Origin of the sequence: Streptomyces tibetensis (assembly GCF_040647715.1) — a bacterium.
GTDB lineage: Bacteria > Actinomycetota > Actinomycetes > Streptomycetales > Streptomycetaceae > Streptomyces > Streptomyces tibetensis_A.
This window is the reverse complement of sequence record NZ_JBEZCR010000009.1, coordinates 360,755-374,003: the sequence shown is the minus strand read 5'-3', so window position 1 is coordinate 374,003 and position 13,249 is coordinate 360,755. Positions and strand designations below refer to the sequence as shown.

Below are 13,249 nucleotides of genomic sequence, written 5' to 3'. Positions count from 1 at the left end.
TCGAGCTCGGAGAGCAGACCGTCCACGTCGTCCCGGTCGACGGTCAGGTCATCGGCGAAGTGCCGGTCGCCAGTGGCGTCGGGCACGTACTTCACAGTGACAACGATCCTCAAGCTCACGCCGGCTCTCCTACTGCATCGTCATTTCCATGCTGCCTACTTGCAGGCAGCATAGGCGCCTCTAGCGTCCGATCCCGGTCGGGGCGAACCCACGCCCCGAGCGAAATATTACTCGTCAGTACACCCAGTTCGTTCCCGCTAAGCAAGCGCTTTGAACTGTGACCTTCGCAACGCAGCGTAACCGGAACTCGACGGTCACGCAGCCCGGGGAGCCAGGCGGTTCAGTCGCCCAGACGCTGGAAACGCCCCTGGTGGTAGAGGAGCGGACGGCCGGTACCCGAGGGGTCGCCGTCCACGACCTCGGCGATCACGAGCCGGTGGTCCCCGGCGGGTACGCGCGCGACGACCCGGCCCACCAGCCAGGCGAGCACGCCGTCGAGGACGGGGACCCCCTCGGGCCCCTCCCGCCAGTCGGTGGGCGGGCCGAAGCGGTCGGCGCCGCTGCGGGAGAAGGTGGCGGCCAGCTCCTGCTGGTGCTCACCGAGGATGTGGACACCGACGTGATCCGCCGTCGCGATGGCCGGCCAGCTGGAGGCACCGGTGCCGACACCGAAGGACAACAGGGGCGGCTCGGCGGACACGGACGCCAGGGAGGTGGCGGTGAAGCCCACCGGGCCCGCCTCGCCACGAGCGGTGATGACGGCGACTCCCGCCGCGTGCCGCCGGAAGACCGAGCGCAGGAGGTCGGGCGTGGCGATCAGGTCCGCAGGCATGGGGTCAGGCTGACGATAAATGGTACGCGCAGTCAAGTTCGTTCCTTGATGTGGGAGATGACTCACTGACGGCGTCACCCCCGTCACACCGCCTCTCCCAGGGCCGCGATCACGTCGGCCTTGCGCGGTTGCCCCGTGGCACGCCGCACCACCCGTCCGTCGGCGTCCAGCACGAGCACGGTCGGGGTCTTGAGGATGTCCAGCCGCCGTACGAGGTCGAGGTGGGCCTCGGCGTCGATCTCGACGTGGGTCACGCCCGGCACGACGCCGGCCACCTCGCCGAGGACCCTCCGGGTCGCCCGGCAGGGCGCGCAGAAGGCGCTGGAGAACTGCACGAGCGTGGCCCGCTCTCCGAGTTCCGCGCCGAGCTCCATCGCTTCGAGCCGCTTGCCGTCGTCGCGCCCGCGCACCCGCACTCTCCCGCTCCGCCGCCGCTGCAGCACTCCGTAGGCGCTCGCCGCAGCGAGCACCGCCACGCACACCACCAGTCCGGTCATCACATCCCGTAAGCGTTCACGAGACCGCAAAGATTCCCACCCCCATACGCGGCCGCGCTGCGGAATGCTTGGTTCCCATGGACATCGATGCGAGAGGGCCCCGTTTCGGCGCGGTCGTCACGACCGCCGTCCTGGCGGTCGTGCTGGTCACGGGAAGCGCCTGGCTGCTGGCGTGGCAGACGCTGGCGTTCCTGCTGGGCGCGGCGGGTGGCGTCGGCCGCTCCCCGTACGGCCTGCTGTTCGCCAAGGCGGTCCGGCCGCGACTCGGGCCACCGACGGAGTTCGAGGCGCCCGAACCGCCGCGTTTCGCCCAGGCGGTGGGGCTGCTTTTCGCCGGACTCGGGCTCGTCGGCTACACCCTCGGACCCGGATGGCTGGGACTCGCCGCGACCGGCGCGGCACTCGCCGCCGCCTTCCTGAATGCGGCGTTCGGGTACTGCCTGGGTTGCGAGTTGTACCTGCTCGTGCGGCGGGTGGCACCCCGCACGGAGTAATGGGGACGCAAAAGCACGAGGTGGGAACCTGCGGACGACGTGACGAGAATTACGCCGCCGACGGGCACGAGGACTGGCTACCCGGCCGTTCTTCGGGCACGATCTGCGACATGCCGTAAACCTACGGCTGCGTAACTTCTCCACTGGGAATCCCTTCCCAGGCAGAGCAGGAAGGGTCCGAACCGCCCATGGCAGAGCTCGTCTACCGTCCCGTCGTCGGTTTCGCCCGCACGCTGTTCAAGGTGTGGGACCTCAAGATCGACTGCCAGGGTTCGGAGAACATCCCGCGCTCGGGCGGCGCCGTGCTGGTGAGCAATCACATCAGCTACCTGGACTTCGTCTTCGACGGCCTGGCAGCCCTGCCGCAGAAGCGTCTCGTGCGTTTCATGGCGAAGGAGTCCGTCTTCCGGCACAAGATCTCCGGACCGCTGATGCGCGGGATGAAGCACATCCCGGTGGACCGCAAGCAGGGCGAGGCGGCCTACGCGCACGCGCTCGACTCGCTGCGGTCGGGCGAGATCGTCGGGGTCTTCCCGGAGGCGACGATCTCGCAGTCGTTCACACTGAAGAGCTTCAAGTCGGGCGCGGCGCGCCTGGCCCAGGAGGCCGGTGTTCCGCTGATCCCCATGGCGGTGTGGGGCACGCAGCGGCTGTGGACCAAGGGCCACCCGCGCAACTTCAAGCGCAGCCACATCCCCATCACCATCCGGGTGGGCGAGGCGATCGAGGCCTCCCGGGACAAGTACGCCGGCGCCATCACGCGCCAGCTGCGGGAGCGCGTCCAGGAACTCCTCGAGGCCGCCCAGCGCGCCTACCCGGTTCGCCCCAAGGGCCCGGACGACACCTGGTGGATGCCGGCCCACCTCGGCGGTACGGCCCCCACGCCCGAGCAGGTGCGGGCGGCCGAGGCGCACTGACCGCCCGCCCGGTCCCCAGGCGGAGGACTCCGGAGCCGAGACGGCGATGTCCGCTCCCGGGCTGTACCACGCCGTCAGCCCGGCGAGTTCCGCGGCCACCGCCGCCACGCCTGCGCGGAGTTGCGGTCCCGGACGGCTTCGAGCCGAACGCCGTGCAGGTCTCGCGCCACGCTGCCGTGCGCGGGTCTTGTGCGAGCGCCATGGTCGCCCTGCCTCAGAGCGCGGTGGGGAGCGTCTGCCACAGGCGCGGGCGGTCGCGAGCCGCTGTGAGAGCGTTCAGCACGACCGGATGTGGTTCGGCGTACAGCTCCGGATAGTCCATTTCGTCGGCCGCATGGTCGGGCGTGAAGGCGAGCCGCTCACCGTCGAGGGAGAACTGCGCGTCGACGCCGGGCTTGTTGCCCCGCGGGTCCTGCCGGTGCCACGCACCGTTGAGCCGCACGGCGACCAGTCCGTGCACCTCGTCGAACTTCTGGTAGCAGAGCGCGGTGGGGATGTCCTCGGCCCGTAGCAGCGCGGTCAGCGCATGGGCCTTGGCATAGCAGATGCCGGTGCGCTGCTCCAGGACATCGGAGGCGCGCCAGGTGACGCGGAGATCGCCGGAGTCCTGGGAGTGCGGAATGGTGTCGCGTACGAACTCGAAGGCCGCCCGCGCATAGGCATACGAGTCGTCCACCCCCTCGGCGAGTCTCTCCGCGGTCTCGCGGACGAGCGGGTGGTGATGGTCGATGGCCTCGCTTGCGGCCAAGTAAGCGGAGAGGTCGGGCGTTTGCTGGATGAGCTGCATGCAGGCAGAGCGTAGAGAGGCACCCACCTCTCGGTCAATCGATTTACGCTCTACCGCATACGTATGCACATCTGCGCGGTCGCCGTCCGACCCTAGCGGGCCATCTCCTCCTTGAGTGCCGCCACGAACGCGTCCACGTCGTCCTCGGTCGTGTCGAAGGCGCACATCCAGCGGACGTCGCCCGCCGCCTCGTCCCAGAAGTAGAAGCGGAACCGCTTCTGCAGGCGCTCGCTCACGTCGTGGGGCAGGCGGGCGAAGACCGCGTTGGCCTGCACCGGGTAGAGGATCTCCACGCCGTGCACGGCCCGCACTCCCTCGGCGAGGCGCTGGGCCATCTCGTTGGCGTGTCCGGCGTTGCGCAGCCACAGGTCCCGGGCGAGCAGGGCCTCCAACTGCACCGACACGAACCGCATCTTGGAGGCGAGCTGCATGGACAGCTTGCGCAGGTGCTTCATGTGGCTCACGGCGTCCGGGTCGATGACCACGACGGCTTCGCCGAACAGGGCGCCGTTCTTGGTGCCGCCCAGGGAGAGGATGTCGACGCCGGCGGCGTTGGTGAGCGTGCGCATCGGGACGTTCAGGGTGGCGGCGGCGTTGGCCAGCCGGGAGCCGTCCAGGTGCACCTTCATGCCGTGCGCGTGGGCGTGCTCGCAGATGGCACGTATCTCGTCCGGCGTGTACACCGTGCCCAGTTCGGTGGCCTGCGCGAGGGAGACGACCTGCGGCATCGCGCGGTGCTCGTCGTCCCAGCCGTACGCCTGCCGGTCGATCAGTTCGGGCGTGAGCTTGCCGTCGGGCGTCGGAACGGTCAGCAGCTTCAGGCCGCCGACCCGCTCCGGGGCACCGCACTCGTCGACGTTGATGTGCGCGCTCTCGGCGCAGATCACCGCGCCCCAGCGGTCGGTGACCGCCTGGAGCGCGACGACGTTCGCACCGGTGCCGTTGAAGACCGGGAACGCCTCGGCCGTCGGCCCGAAGTGGCTGCGGACCACCTGCTGGAGGTTCCCGGTGTAGGCGTCCTCGCCGTAGGCGACCTGGTGCCCGCCGTTGGCCAGGGCCAGGGCGGCGAGCACCTCCGGGTGGGCCCCGGCGTAGTTGTCGCTGGCGAACCCGCGGACCTCCGGGTCGTGATGACGGCGGGCGTCGGTCTTCGGCGGGTTCACGGCTTCTCGGTGAGCCACAGACGGTTTCCGTTCACTTCGGCGGCGGGCTTGTCCCAGACCTCGGTGATGGCCTCGGCCAGGTCCTTGACGTCGGTGAAGCCCGCGAACTTCGCATTCGGCCGGTCGGCGCGCATCGCGTCGTGGACCAGCGCCTTGACCACCAGGATCGCAGCGGCCGACGTCGGCCCCTCGGCGCCCCCGGCCTTGCGGAAGTAGTCGGCCATGGCCAGCGTCCACGCCTCGGCCGCCGCCTTGCCGGCCGCGTAGGCGGCGTTGCCCGCGGTGGGTTTGCTGGCCCCGGCGGCGCTGATCAGCACGTACCGGCCGCGGTCGCTGCGCTGCAGCCCCTCGTGGAAGGCGAGGGAGGTGTGCTGCACCGTGCGGACCAGCAGCATCTCCAGGAAGTCCCAGTCGTCGAGGCTGGTCCTGGTGAAGGTCTCGCTGCCGCGCCAGCCGCCGACGAGGTGGACCAGGCCGTCGACGCGGCCGAAGTCCTTCTCGATGCGGGCGGCCCAGTCACGGGTGGCCCCGAGGTCCAGCAGATCGACCGTGTCGCCGGTGACGGTGGCGCCGCCGGACGCGAAGCTCGCCGCGTCGACCGCCTCCGCCAGCCGCTCCGGATCGTTGTCGGAGCCGATGACGGTGGCTCCCGCCTCGGCCAGCCTGAGCAGTGCGGCCCGGCCGGCGGGCCCGCCCGCTCCGGCCACCGCGATCACCGCACCGCTGAGCGCCCCGTTCCCCATGATCTTCGCCTCCTGAGCAGTGTTCCCGGTACGCCGATCGCTCACGCGGCGATCCGCTCGGCGCTGTCCGCCGTGATGCCCTTGGTGGAGGCGATCACGTTCTTCAGCTTCTTGGACAGTGCCTCATAGAACATGCTCAGCGGAAACTCGTCCGGAAGCACGTCATCGACGAGTTTGCGCGGCGGCTGCGTCGTGTCGAGGGCGTCGGGGCCCTTGGCCCACTTGGAGCCCGGGTGCGGGGAGAGGTAGGTGGAGACCAGCTCGTAGCCGGCGAACCAGTGGACGAGCTTGGGGCGGTCGATGCCGTCGCGGTACAGGTCCTCGATCTCGGCACACAGCTGGTTGGTGACCTGCGGGGCGCGCTCCCAGTCGATGGTGAGCTTGTTGTCGGTCCAGCGGACGACGTCGTGCTTGTGCAGGTAGGCGAAGAGCAGCTGACCGCCGAGACCGTCGTAGTTGCGCACGCGCTCGCCGGTGACCGGGAAGCGGAACATGCGATCGAAGAGGACCGCGACCTGCACGTCACGGGCCTGCGGGACGCCGTCGGCGGAGAGCTTCACGGCCTCCTTGAAGGCGGTGAGGTCGCAGCGCAGCTCCTCCAGGCCGTACATCCAGAACGGCTGGCGCTGCTTGATCATGAAGGGGTCGAAGGGCAGGTCGCCGTGGCTGTGGGTGCGGTCGTGGACCATGTCCCACAGGACGAACGCCTCTTCGCAGCGCTTCTGGTCGTGGACCATCGCGGCGACGTCCTCGGGCAGCTCCAGGCCCAGGATGTCGACGGCGGCGTCGGTCACCCGGCGGAAGCGGGCGGCCTCACGGTCACAGAAGATGCCGCCCCAGGTGAACCGCTCCGGCGCCTCGCGCACGGCGATGGTCTCCGGGAACAGCACGGCCGAGTTGGTGTCGTAGCCGGCCGTGAAGTCCTCGAACTTGATGCCGCAGAACAGCGGGTTGTCGTAGCGGGTGCGCTCCAGCTCGGCCAGCCAGTCCGGCCAGACCATGCGCAGCACGACTGCCTCGAGATTGCGGTCCGGGTTGCCGTTCTGCGTGTACATCGGGAAGACGACGAGGTGCTGGAGGCCGTCCGCGCGGTTCGCAGCGGGCTGGAAGGCCAGCAGCGAGTCGAGGAAGTCGGGCACCTGGAAGCCGCTGTCGGCCCACCGGGTCAGGTCCTTGACCAGTGTCTCGTGGTAGGCGGCGTCGTGCGGGAGCAGCGGGGACAGCTCCCCTACGGCGTCAGCGACCTGGCGGACCGCGAGCTCGGCGTCGGCCGGGTCGGGCGCACCCTCGGCGTCGAAGTCGATCGACCCGTCCTTGGACTGCCATGGCCGGATCCGCTCCACGGCATCCTTGAGCACGGGCCATGCCGGGTGGTCCACCACCCTGGCCACGGGAGGAAGAGCTTCCTCCGAACCCACCTGCACAAGAATTTCCGTCATGTCCCACCTTCCACGGGAGAATCTCACGTATGCAGACCGTATACACACGAGGTTCCTCCCAGCAAGGGTGAACCCGGGAAAATATCCTGCCCGACCCTGTGCTTCACCGCACTTTTTCCTGTCGCACACGCTTCTGCCCGGATGTGCCGCAACCATGCCCTCACTCTCTGCACAGGGAGGGTCCAGGCGATACGGTCAGGGGGGCCGTCAGGCCCCCAGTGCCGCCTGTCGACGGAAGAGAGTCGCGTCTTGAACTTCCTCACCATCGGTCACCGCGGAGTCATGGGTGTGGAACCCGAGAACACCCTCCGGTCCTTCGTCGCCGCCCAGGAGGCGGGTCTCGACGCCATCGAACTCGATCTGCACCTCAGCAAGGACGGCGCGCTCGTCGTCATGCACGACACGGATGTGGACCGCACGACCGACGGCACCGGCCCGATCGCCGAGAAGACCCTCGCCGAGCTGCGGGCCCTGGACGCGGGCCGCGGCGAGCGGGTGCCGGAATTCGAGGAGGTCCTGGATGCCGTCCACACGCCGCTCCAGGCCGAGATCAAGGACAAGCAGGCGGCGCGGGCCCTGGCCGAGGTGATGAACCGGCGCGATCTGGCCGGCCGGGTGGAGGTGTCCTCGTTCCACGACGAGGCGATCGCCGAGATCAAGCCACTGGTGCCGGGCGTACGCACCGCCCTGATCGCCAGCCGTTACGGCACGGACATCGTGGACCGCGCCGTCGCGGCGGGCGCCGAGACCGTCTGCCTGAACATCCGCCGGCTGACCCTGGAAATCGTGGAGCGAGCCCGCAAGGCCGACCTGAGGATCATCGGCTGGGTGGTGAACACGCAGGACCAGCTGCGGCTGGTCCGGGCGTTCGGCCTCGACGGCGCGACCACCGATCACCCGGACATCAAGCGCACGGGCCGTTTCACGGCCTAGTGGTCACGCCAGTTCCTTCACCAGCAGCTCGAACTGCAGGCCGTCGCGCTGCGGAATACCGAAGCGCTCGTCGCCGTACGGGAACGGGGTCATCCGTCCCGTGCGGCGGTAGCCGCGCCGCTCGTACCAGGCGATGAGGTCGTCACGCACGGAGATCACCGTCATCTGCATCTCCTTCACGCCCCAGTCCTCGCGGGCCTGGCGCTCCGCCTCCGCGATGATCAGCTTGCCGAGGCCCGCGCCCTGGAGCAGGGGGCTGACGGCGAACATCCCGAAGTAGGCGCTCTCACCCCGGTGCTCCAGCTGGCAGCAGGCGACGATCCTGCCGTCCCGCTCCACGGTCAGGAGCCGGCTGTCGGGCGACTTGACGACCGCCAGCACTCCCTCCGGGTCGGTCCGCTGCCCCTCGAGGATGTCCGCCTCGGTGGTCCACCCGGCCCGGCTGTCGTCGCCCCGGTACGCCGACTCGATCAGCGCGACCAGCTCGTCCACGTCGGCGGCGGTGGCGTCGCGGAAGGTCAGTGCGGTGGCGGCGGTCTCCATGGGGTACGTCTCCGTCTTCCTGGCGCGGCTCGGGCAGGGATGAGCGTAACGCCACCACCCGGCCCTCGAGTCTGCGGCGTGATTCAAACGACAACCCCCTAAGCTCCGCTGCATGGTGCATGTACTCAGCAGTCGGATCCTGCTCCGCCCCAGCGACCCCGAGCGCTCCCGGTCCTTCTACGGCGAGCAGTTGGGCCTCGCCGTGTACCGCGAGTTCGGCACGGGCGCGGAGCGCGGCACGGTCTTCTTCATGGGCGGCGGCTTCCTGGAGGTCTCGGGCCGGTCCGAGACGCCCCCGGCACCCGCCGTACGGCTGTGGCTGCAGGTCGACGACGTGACCGCGGCACAGGAGGAGCTGCGGGCGAAGGGCGTGGACATCGTGCGGCCCCCGGTGAAGGAACCCTGGGGGCTGATCGAGATGTGGATCGCCGACCCGGACGGGACGCCGATCGTACTGGTGGAGGTTCCTGCGGACCACCCGATGCGCTACCGGCCCGGCACCTGAGCCCTCCCGGCGCGGTGCTCCCAGCCCCGGTGCGGGTGAGCTCGCCGAAGCCCGCACCGGGCAGGAGGGCGAGCGGGGCGCTGTCGGCGGCCTGCTCGTAGGCGGCGAGACGGTCGACGCCGCACAGCCGCAGCCACAGCCACTCCAGTTGATCTCCGCGGCGCCCCGGTAGTACTCGCCGACCTCGGCATCGGGGGGGAGGGTATGCCGGGACCACTGCGGCACACCACCGGGTTTCCCCGGATGGCAGGGAGTCCGGGAGGCGGCTTAGCGTGCTGGAGGGGGCCCGGGGGCCTGTCCCCGCCGCTCGCGGAAGGAACGCCATGAAGCTCGACGCACCGGTGACCGGCGGTCCCTGCTGGACCGAGCTGGGGACCAGCGACCTGGACGCCGCCCGGCGGTTCTACACGCGGCTGTTCGGCTGGCGGCCCGAGACGGACGCGCGTCAGGAGGCCGGCGGTTACACCGTCGCGCACCTCGGGGACGCGGCCGTGGCGGCGCTCGCCCCGCTGTACCAGCCGTCGCAGCCGGTCGCGTGGAACGTGTCGTTCGCGGTGACCGACGCGGACGCCACCGTCCGTACGGTGACGGAGGTGGGCGGGTCGGTGCTGTTCGGCCCGACGGACGTGTTCGACGTGGGCCGCTTCGCGGTGGCAGCCGATCCCGGCGGTGCCGTGTTCCAGCTGTGGCAGGCGGGGACCTTCCCGGGCGCCGGGCTGTTCAACGCGCCCGGTTCGCTGGGCTGGGTAGAGCTGATGACGCGCGATCCGGAGGAAGCCGTGTCCTTCTACACGCGGGTGTTCGGCTGGACGGTCGCCCCGTCGGACCGTTACACCCAGTGGGGCGTCGGTGGCGCCGACTTCGGCGGCATGGTGACGATGGACGACAAGTTCCCGCCCGAGGTGCCGGCGCACTGGCTGCCGTACTTCGCGGTGGCCGACGTGGACGACACGACCGCCGTCGTGCAGCGGCACGGCACGGTCCTGATGGTGCCCACCTCGGTGCCCGACGGCCCGCGCATCGCGGTGCTTCGGGATCCGCAGGGGGCGATGTTCGGCGTCTACCGGGCGGACACCGAGGGCTGAGACGGCGGTGTGTGACGCGGGGAGGGATCGGTCGGGAGCGCTCGGTTTCCCGCACGACTCCCTCGGGGAACCGGTCATCACCCGGAACGTCTACGGCGATCGCTGGGAGGCCGTGGACGACCGCCGCTCCACGCATCGCCGCACGGTGCACGAGGTGCTGGGACCGGTGCGTCCCGGCCCGGCGCGTGGCCGCATCAGGCCCGCAGCACTCCGAGCCGCCCTTCCAGTTGACTGAGCAACTCCCCCAGCCTGGAGGCCAGTTCGCCCTGCTCGGGGACACCGAGGCCGGACAGCACGGCGGTCTCGTAGGCGAGCTGGACGGGCAGGATGCCGTCGACGAGATCGCGTCCGGCGTCGGTGAGGCGGAGGTGGACGACCCGCCGGTCACGCGTGTCCCCGCGCCGTTCGACCAGCCCGCGCCCGGTGAGCTGCTTCAGTCGTTTGGTGACGGCGGCCCCCGAGGAGAAGGTCTCCTTGGCCAGCTCCCCGGGCGTCAGCTCGTGCCCGGTACGACGCAGCGCGCCCAGCAGATCGAACTCGGGCCGGCTGAGCCCCGCCCGGCGCAGGGGAGCGTCCTCGGCCTGCTGCAGCAGGGCGGCACAGCGGTTGATCCGCCCGATGATCTCCATCGGCCCGGTGTCGAGCCCGGGGTGCACGGCCTGCCACTGCCGCACCACGGCGGCGACGGTGTCGCCCCGACGGTCTGCGCCCGGGTCATCGGCTTCGGAGGGACCTCCGTGGACGGTGTCGCCCCCACGGCCACCGCCCGGGGCCTCGCCTTCGGCTGACGTGCCACCGCCGCGGACGCTCCCCGTGGTCGCCGCTCCCGTTGCCCCGGCCTCGTCGGCCGCCCGCCCCTGCGCCGCCTGTTGCGGGCCGTGCCCCGTGTCGCTCCGCTCGGGCGATGGTCCTTCGGTCGGCGTCATGGCCGTACGTCCTCCGTTTCTGTGGCCGGGCCCCGGTCCGGGAGCAGGCCCTGGCGTCGGGCCGTCGCGGCGAGCGTACGGTGTCCGGCCTGCTCGGCGAGCACGACCCGCTCCTGGGGCAGGGTCCGCGGCCACCATTCACCGGCGGCGGCGTCGGCGGTGGCACGCAGGTCGGCCAGGGCGACGGCGAGCCCGCGGCGGGCCGATTCCAGGTCCGTGGTGCCGGGGTCGGGCTCGGCCAGCAGGCGGGCGGCGTGCTCGCGGGCCCGGTCGGCGGTGGTCAGCGCATCGTCGACGCGGTCGCCCGCGCGCCGGTTGGTGACGGCCACGGCGGCGACGAACCCCACCAGCGCACCGACGACGGTGTCCACGACCCGCTCCGTCATCAGGGTCCTGGGCTCCTGGTATCCGGCGAACTCCGTGATGAGCAGGGCCATGGGCGTCACACAGACACTGCCGAGCCAGTAGTTCCGGCTGATCAGCACCTCAGCGCCGAAGCTGAACGCCAGGCAGCACAGCACGAGCGCCACCGGACCCAGGTGCGCGAGCGGCACGACGGCCAGGAAGACGAGCACGCCGACGACGTTGCCCACGACCCGCTGGACGGCCCGGCTCCAGGTCAGTGCGAGGTTGGCCTGGTAGAGCGAGGCGGCGGTGACCAGTGCCCAGTAGGGGCGGCCGATCCCGAGGGCGAGGGAGGCGTAGCCGGCCAGCACGCAGCCGAGCGCGGTACGCACCGCGAGCGGGGTCAGTGGCCCCAGCCGCGCCCGGAGGGGCCGGGCCACGGCCACGCCGAGCAGTTCGTCGGCGCCCCCGTCCGCAGGTCCGGCCTCCGGCACGGGTCCGGTGCCGCGCAGCGAACCCGCCCAGGCGCGCAGCCGGCGCGCGTCCGCCTCCGTCGGCGCCGCAAGGGCGACCTCGGCACGAACGACGAGCCGTTCGAGTGCTCGACGGGTCCGGGAGGGGGCGTTGGTGGACAGCAGCGACTGCCAGGCGGCCTGCACGGCGGCATAGCCCGCGGCGCGGGCCCGGGCGTGGCCCTCGCCCGTGCCGCCGGTGCCGGCGTACCCGGCGGCGGCCTGCAGGGCGGCGGCGGTGGCGCGGCGCTCCGGTCCGTGCGGCCTGAGGAGTGCGGGCGCCATGCAGACCAGCCAGGCCCAGGCGCCCGTTCCGGCGGCCAGGGCCAGATGTCCGGGCACCTGATCCAGGGTCTGCGGCGCGAACAGGGAGGCGGAGCTGACGAAGGTGAGGACGACGTTGCCCGGCGGACCGACCCGGGTGGCGTCGCACAGCACCTTCTGCGCGGCGGCCAGCAGCGCACCGACGGTGACCAGGATGACGGCACTGCCGGTGAGCGAGGCCGCGACCAGGGCCACGGCGAGCCCGCCGAGCATGCCCAGCACCACCCACACCAGCACCCCGGCGCGTGCGGCGTAGGGGCGGTTGTGGGCGTACAGGGCGCACAGCGAACCGGCCATCGCGTACATCACCAGGTCGAGCCGGCCGAGCGCGAGCAGGGTGAGGGCGGGCGGGGCGATCGCCGCGACGACGCTCAGCGCGGGCTTGAACCAGATCTCCGAGGGCCTGCCCAGGCGCAGCACTCCCGCCAGGGGGAGACGCCGGGCCTGTGGGGTGGAGGGGGCGGGGGGCACACTGCTCATGACCATAAGATTAACATGTATTTTACTCGTAAAGCATACCCTCTCGCCTGGCGTGCTCCGGCGAATGCTCCCCGTGTACACCCTTGCGCTTGCGTGCGCACCCCGTGGCCCGGGCATCGAATGACCGACCGTCGAACGGGGAGGTGCGCGTGCACGGACCGGCTTCGTCCGGCTGGCTGCTGGTGGCGCTCTGCGCGGTGACCGGCGCCTACTGCCTGGCGCGGATGCGCAGCGGCACCGAAGGGCAGCGCGGCGCCGCGGGTGGCGAGGCGCTGATGGGTTTCGGGATGGCCGCGATGGCCGTTCCCGGGGCGGTGTACACGCCACCCGCGTGGGCGTGGCCCGTCTACGCCGCGGTGTTCGGGGCGGCCGGCGTCCACGCGCTGTGGGCGGCGCGGGCCGGCGCACACCATCTCCATCACCTGGTGGGGGCCACCGCGATGGTCTACATGTCCGTCGTCATGGCCGGTTCTCCCGCGCACGCGCACGGTCAGGGCGGATCGGGGGTTCCGCTGCTGACCGGGGCGCTCCTGCTCTACTTCGCCGGGTACGTGCTCCTGACCGGGGTCCGTCTGGTGCCGGTCACCGCCGTGGCCGGAGGTGCCGGCCACGGCGGCTGGGGCGACCGTCCGGAACTGGCGCGGGCCTGCCGGCTGTCCATGGCGATCGCGATGGTGACGATGCTGCTGACGCTGTGAGTGCCCCCGCCGGCCGGGCACTCACC

At 71.2% G+C, this 13,249-nt stretch carries 15 protein-coding genes and 1 pseudogene; 6 read left to right on the top strand and 10 right to left on the bottom strand.

Annotation, left to right across the window (positions count from 1 at the left end):
- The 3 genes and pseudogenes from AB0B29_RS25395 to AB0B29_RS25385 all read right to left on the bottom strand — a co-directional run.
- Positions 1-119, bottom strand: a pseudogene (locus tag AB0B29_RS25395) (electron transfer flavoprotein subunit beta); the annotation flags it as partial.
- A gap of 221 nt (positions 120-340) precedes the next feature.
- Entirely contained in the window at positions 341-832 is a 492-nt protein-coding gene (locus AB0B29_RS25390; protein ID WP_362243771.1) for a flavin reductase family protein, read from the bottom strand.
- A gap of 83 nt (positions 833-915) precedes the next feature.
- Complete coding sequence (locus AB0B29_RS25385) at positions 916-1,329, bottom strand: thioredoxin family protein (RefSeq protein ID WP_362243789.1); 414 nt, start codon at positions 1,327-1,329, stop codon at positions 916-918.
- A gap of 77 nt (positions 1,330-1,406) precedes the next feature.
- Between AB0B29_RS25385 and AB0B29_RS25380 the strand changes: the two genes are divergently transcribed.
- Both AB0B29_RS25380 and AB0B29_RS25375 read left to right on the top strand, forming a co-directional pair.
- Positions 1,407-1,823 carry a DUF4395 domain-containing protein gene (locus tag AB0B29_RS25380; protein ID WP_362243770.1) on the top strand — a complete coding sequence of 139 codons (417 nt, stop codon included), beginning with the start codon at positions 1,407-1,409 and terminating at the stop codon, positions 1,821-1,823.
- A 188-nt stretch (positions 1,824-2,011) separates the two neighbouring features.
- Positions 2,012-2,740, top strand: coding sequence for a lysophospholipid acyltransferase family protein (locus AB0B29_RS25375; RefSeq protein ID WP_351640982.1), 729 nt, complete (start codon positions 2,012-2,014; stop codon positions 2,738-2,740).
- Positions 2,741-2,954: 214 nt separating this feature from the next.
- Here AB0B29_RS25375 and AB0B29_RS25370 read toward each other — a convergent pair whose 3' ends face one another.
- The 4 genes from AB0B29_RS25370 to AB0B29_RS25355 all read right to left on the bottom strand — a co-directional run bounded on the left by AB0B29_RS25370 (position 2,955) and on the right by AB0B29_RS25355 (position 6,872).
- Positions 2,955-3,527 (bottom strand): transglutaminase-like domain-containing protein, encoded by a 573-nt coding sequence (locus AB0B29_RS25370; protein WP_362243769.1) that lies wholly within the window; start codon positions 3,525-3,527, stop codon positions 2,955-2,957.
- A 92-nt stretch (positions 3,528-3,619) separates the two neighbouring features.
- Positions 3,620-4,690 carry a threonine aldolase family protein gene (locus tag AB0B29_RS25365; protein WP_362243768.1) on the bottom strand — a complete coding sequence of 357 codons (1,071 nt, stop codon included), beginning with the start codon at positions 4,688-4,690 and terminating at the stop codon, positions 3,620-3,622.
- The gene (locus AB0B29_RS25360; protein WP_362243788.1) at positions 4,687-5,433 is read right to left on the bottom strand and encodes an SDR family NAD(P)-dependent oxidoreductase; all 747 of its coding nucleotides are present in this window, start codon (positions 5,431-5,433) and stop codon (positions 4,687-4,689) included. The genes AB0B29_RS25365 and AB0B29_RS25360 overlap by 4 nt, the downstream gene beginning before the upstream one ends.
- Positions 5,434-5,474: 41 nt before the next feature.
- Positions 5,475-6,872: a DUF6421 family protein gene (locus tag AB0B29_RS25355; RefSeq protein WP_362243767.1), complete on the bottom strand. Its 1,398-nt coding sequence runs from the start codon at positions 6,870-6,872 to the stop codon at positions 5,475-5,477.
- Between the two features lie 249 nt (positions 6,873-7,121).
- Between AB0B29_RS25355 and AB0B29_RS25350 the strand changes: the two genes are divergently transcribed.
- Positions 7,122-7,805 (top strand): glycerophosphodiester phosphodiesterase, encoded by a 684-nt coding sequence (locus AB0B29_RS25350; RefSeq protein WP_362243766.1) that lies wholly within the window; start codon positions 7,122-7,124, stop codon positions 7,803-7,805.
- Positions 7,806-7,808: 3 nt separating this feature from the next.
- Here the strand turns inward: AB0B29_RS25350 and AB0B29_RS25345 are convergent, their stop codons facing one another.
- Positions 7,809-8,348, bottom strand: a complete 540-nt coding sequence (locus tag AB0B29_RS25345; RefSeq protein WP_362243765.1) for a GNAT family N-acetyltransferase — start codon at positions 8,346-8,348, stop codon at positions 7,809-7,811.
- Positions 8,349-8,460: 112 nt separating this feature from the next.
- Between AB0B29_RS25345 and AB0B29_RS25340 the strand changes: the two genes are divergently transcribed.
- Positions 8,461-8,853 (top strand): VOC family protein, encoded by a 393-nt coding sequence (locus AB0B29_RS25340; RefSeq protein WP_362243764.1) that lies wholly within the window; start codon positions 8,461-8,463, stop codon positions 8,851-8,853.
- Positions 8,854-9,176: 323 nt separating this feature from the next.
- On the top strand, positions 9,177-9,938 hold the full coding sequence (locus AB0B29_RS25335) for a VOC family protein (RefSeq protein WP_362243763.1): 762 nt from the start codon (positions 9,177-9,179) through the stop codon (positions 9,936-9,938).
- Between the two features lie 194 nt (positions 9,939-10,132).
- Here the strand turns inward: AB0B29_RS25335 and AB0B29_RS25325 are convergent, their stop codons facing one another.
- The gene (locus AB0B29_RS25325) at positions 10,133-10,615 is read right to left on the bottom strand and encodes a MarR family winged helix-turn-helix transcriptional regulator (protein ID WP_362243787.1); all 483 of its coding nucleotides are present in this window, start codon (positions 10,613-10,615) and stop codon (positions 10,133-10,135) included.
- 245 nt (positions 10,616-10,860) lie between these two features.
- A complete protein-coding gene (locus AB0B29_RS25320) occupies positions 10,861-12,525 on the bottom strand; it encodes an FUSC family protein (RefSeq protein ID WP_362243762.1) in 1,665 nt (554 codons plus the stop codon).
- 149 nt (positions 12,526-12,674) lie between these two features.
- Here AB0B29_RS25320 and AB0B29_RS25315 point away from each other — a divergent pair, with 149 nt between their 5' ends.
- Entirely contained in the window at positions 12,675-13,223 is a 549-nt protein-coding gene (locus AB0B29_RS25315; RefSeq protein WP_362243761.1) for a DUF5134 domain-containing protein, read from the top strand.
- The last annotated feature ends 26 nt before the right edge of the window (positions 13,224-13,249 follow it).

Bases quoted from the DNA above. Each gene is read 5' to 3' on its own strand.
- AB0B29_RS25390 (WP_362243771.1), bottom strand. From the start codon at position 832: ATGCCTGCGGACCTGATCGCCACGCCCGACCTCCTGCGCTCGGTCTTC.
- AB0B29_RS25385 (WP_362243789.1), bottom strand. From the start codon at position 1,329: ATGACCGGACTGGTGGTGTGCGTGGCGGTGCTCGCTGCGGCGAGCGCC.
- AB0B29_RS25380 (WP_362243770.1), top strand. From the start codon at position 1,407: ATGGACATCGATGCGAGAGGGCCCCGTTTCGGCGCGGTCGTCACGACC.
- AB0B29_RS25375 (WP_351640982.1), top strand. From the start codon at position 2,012: ATGGCAGAGCTCGTCTACCGTCCCGTCGTCGGTTTCGCCCGCACGCTG.
- AB0B29_RS25370 (WP_362243769.1), bottom strand. From the start codon at position 3,527: ATGCAGCTCATCCAGCAAACGCCCGACCTCTCCGCTTACTTGGCCGCA.
- AB0B29_RS25360 (WP_362243788.1), bottom strand. From the start codon at position 5,433: ATGGGGAACGGGGCGCTCAGCGGTGCGGTGATCGCGGTGGCCGGAGCG.
- AB0B29_RS25355 (WP_362243767.1), bottom strand. From the start codon at position 6,872: ATGACGGAAATTCTTGTGCAGGTGGGTTCGGAGGAAGCTCTTCCTCCC.
- AB0B29_RS25345 (WP_362243765.1), bottom strand. From the start codon at position 8,348: ATGGAGACCGCCGCCACCGCACTGACCTTCCGCGACGCCACCGCCGCC.
- AB0B29_RS25340 (WP_362243764.1), top strand. From the start codon at position 8,461: ATGGTGCATGTACTCAGCAGTCGGATCCTGCTCCGCCCCAGCGACCCC.
- AB0B29_RS25335 (WP_362243763.1), top strand. From the start codon at position 9,177: ATGAAGCTCGACGCACCGGTGACCGGCGGTCCCTGCTGGACCGAGCTG.
- AB0B29_RS25320 (WP_362243762.1), bottom strand. From the start codon at position 12,525: ATGAGCAGTGTGCCCCCCGCCCCCTCCACCCCACAGGCCCGGCGTCTC.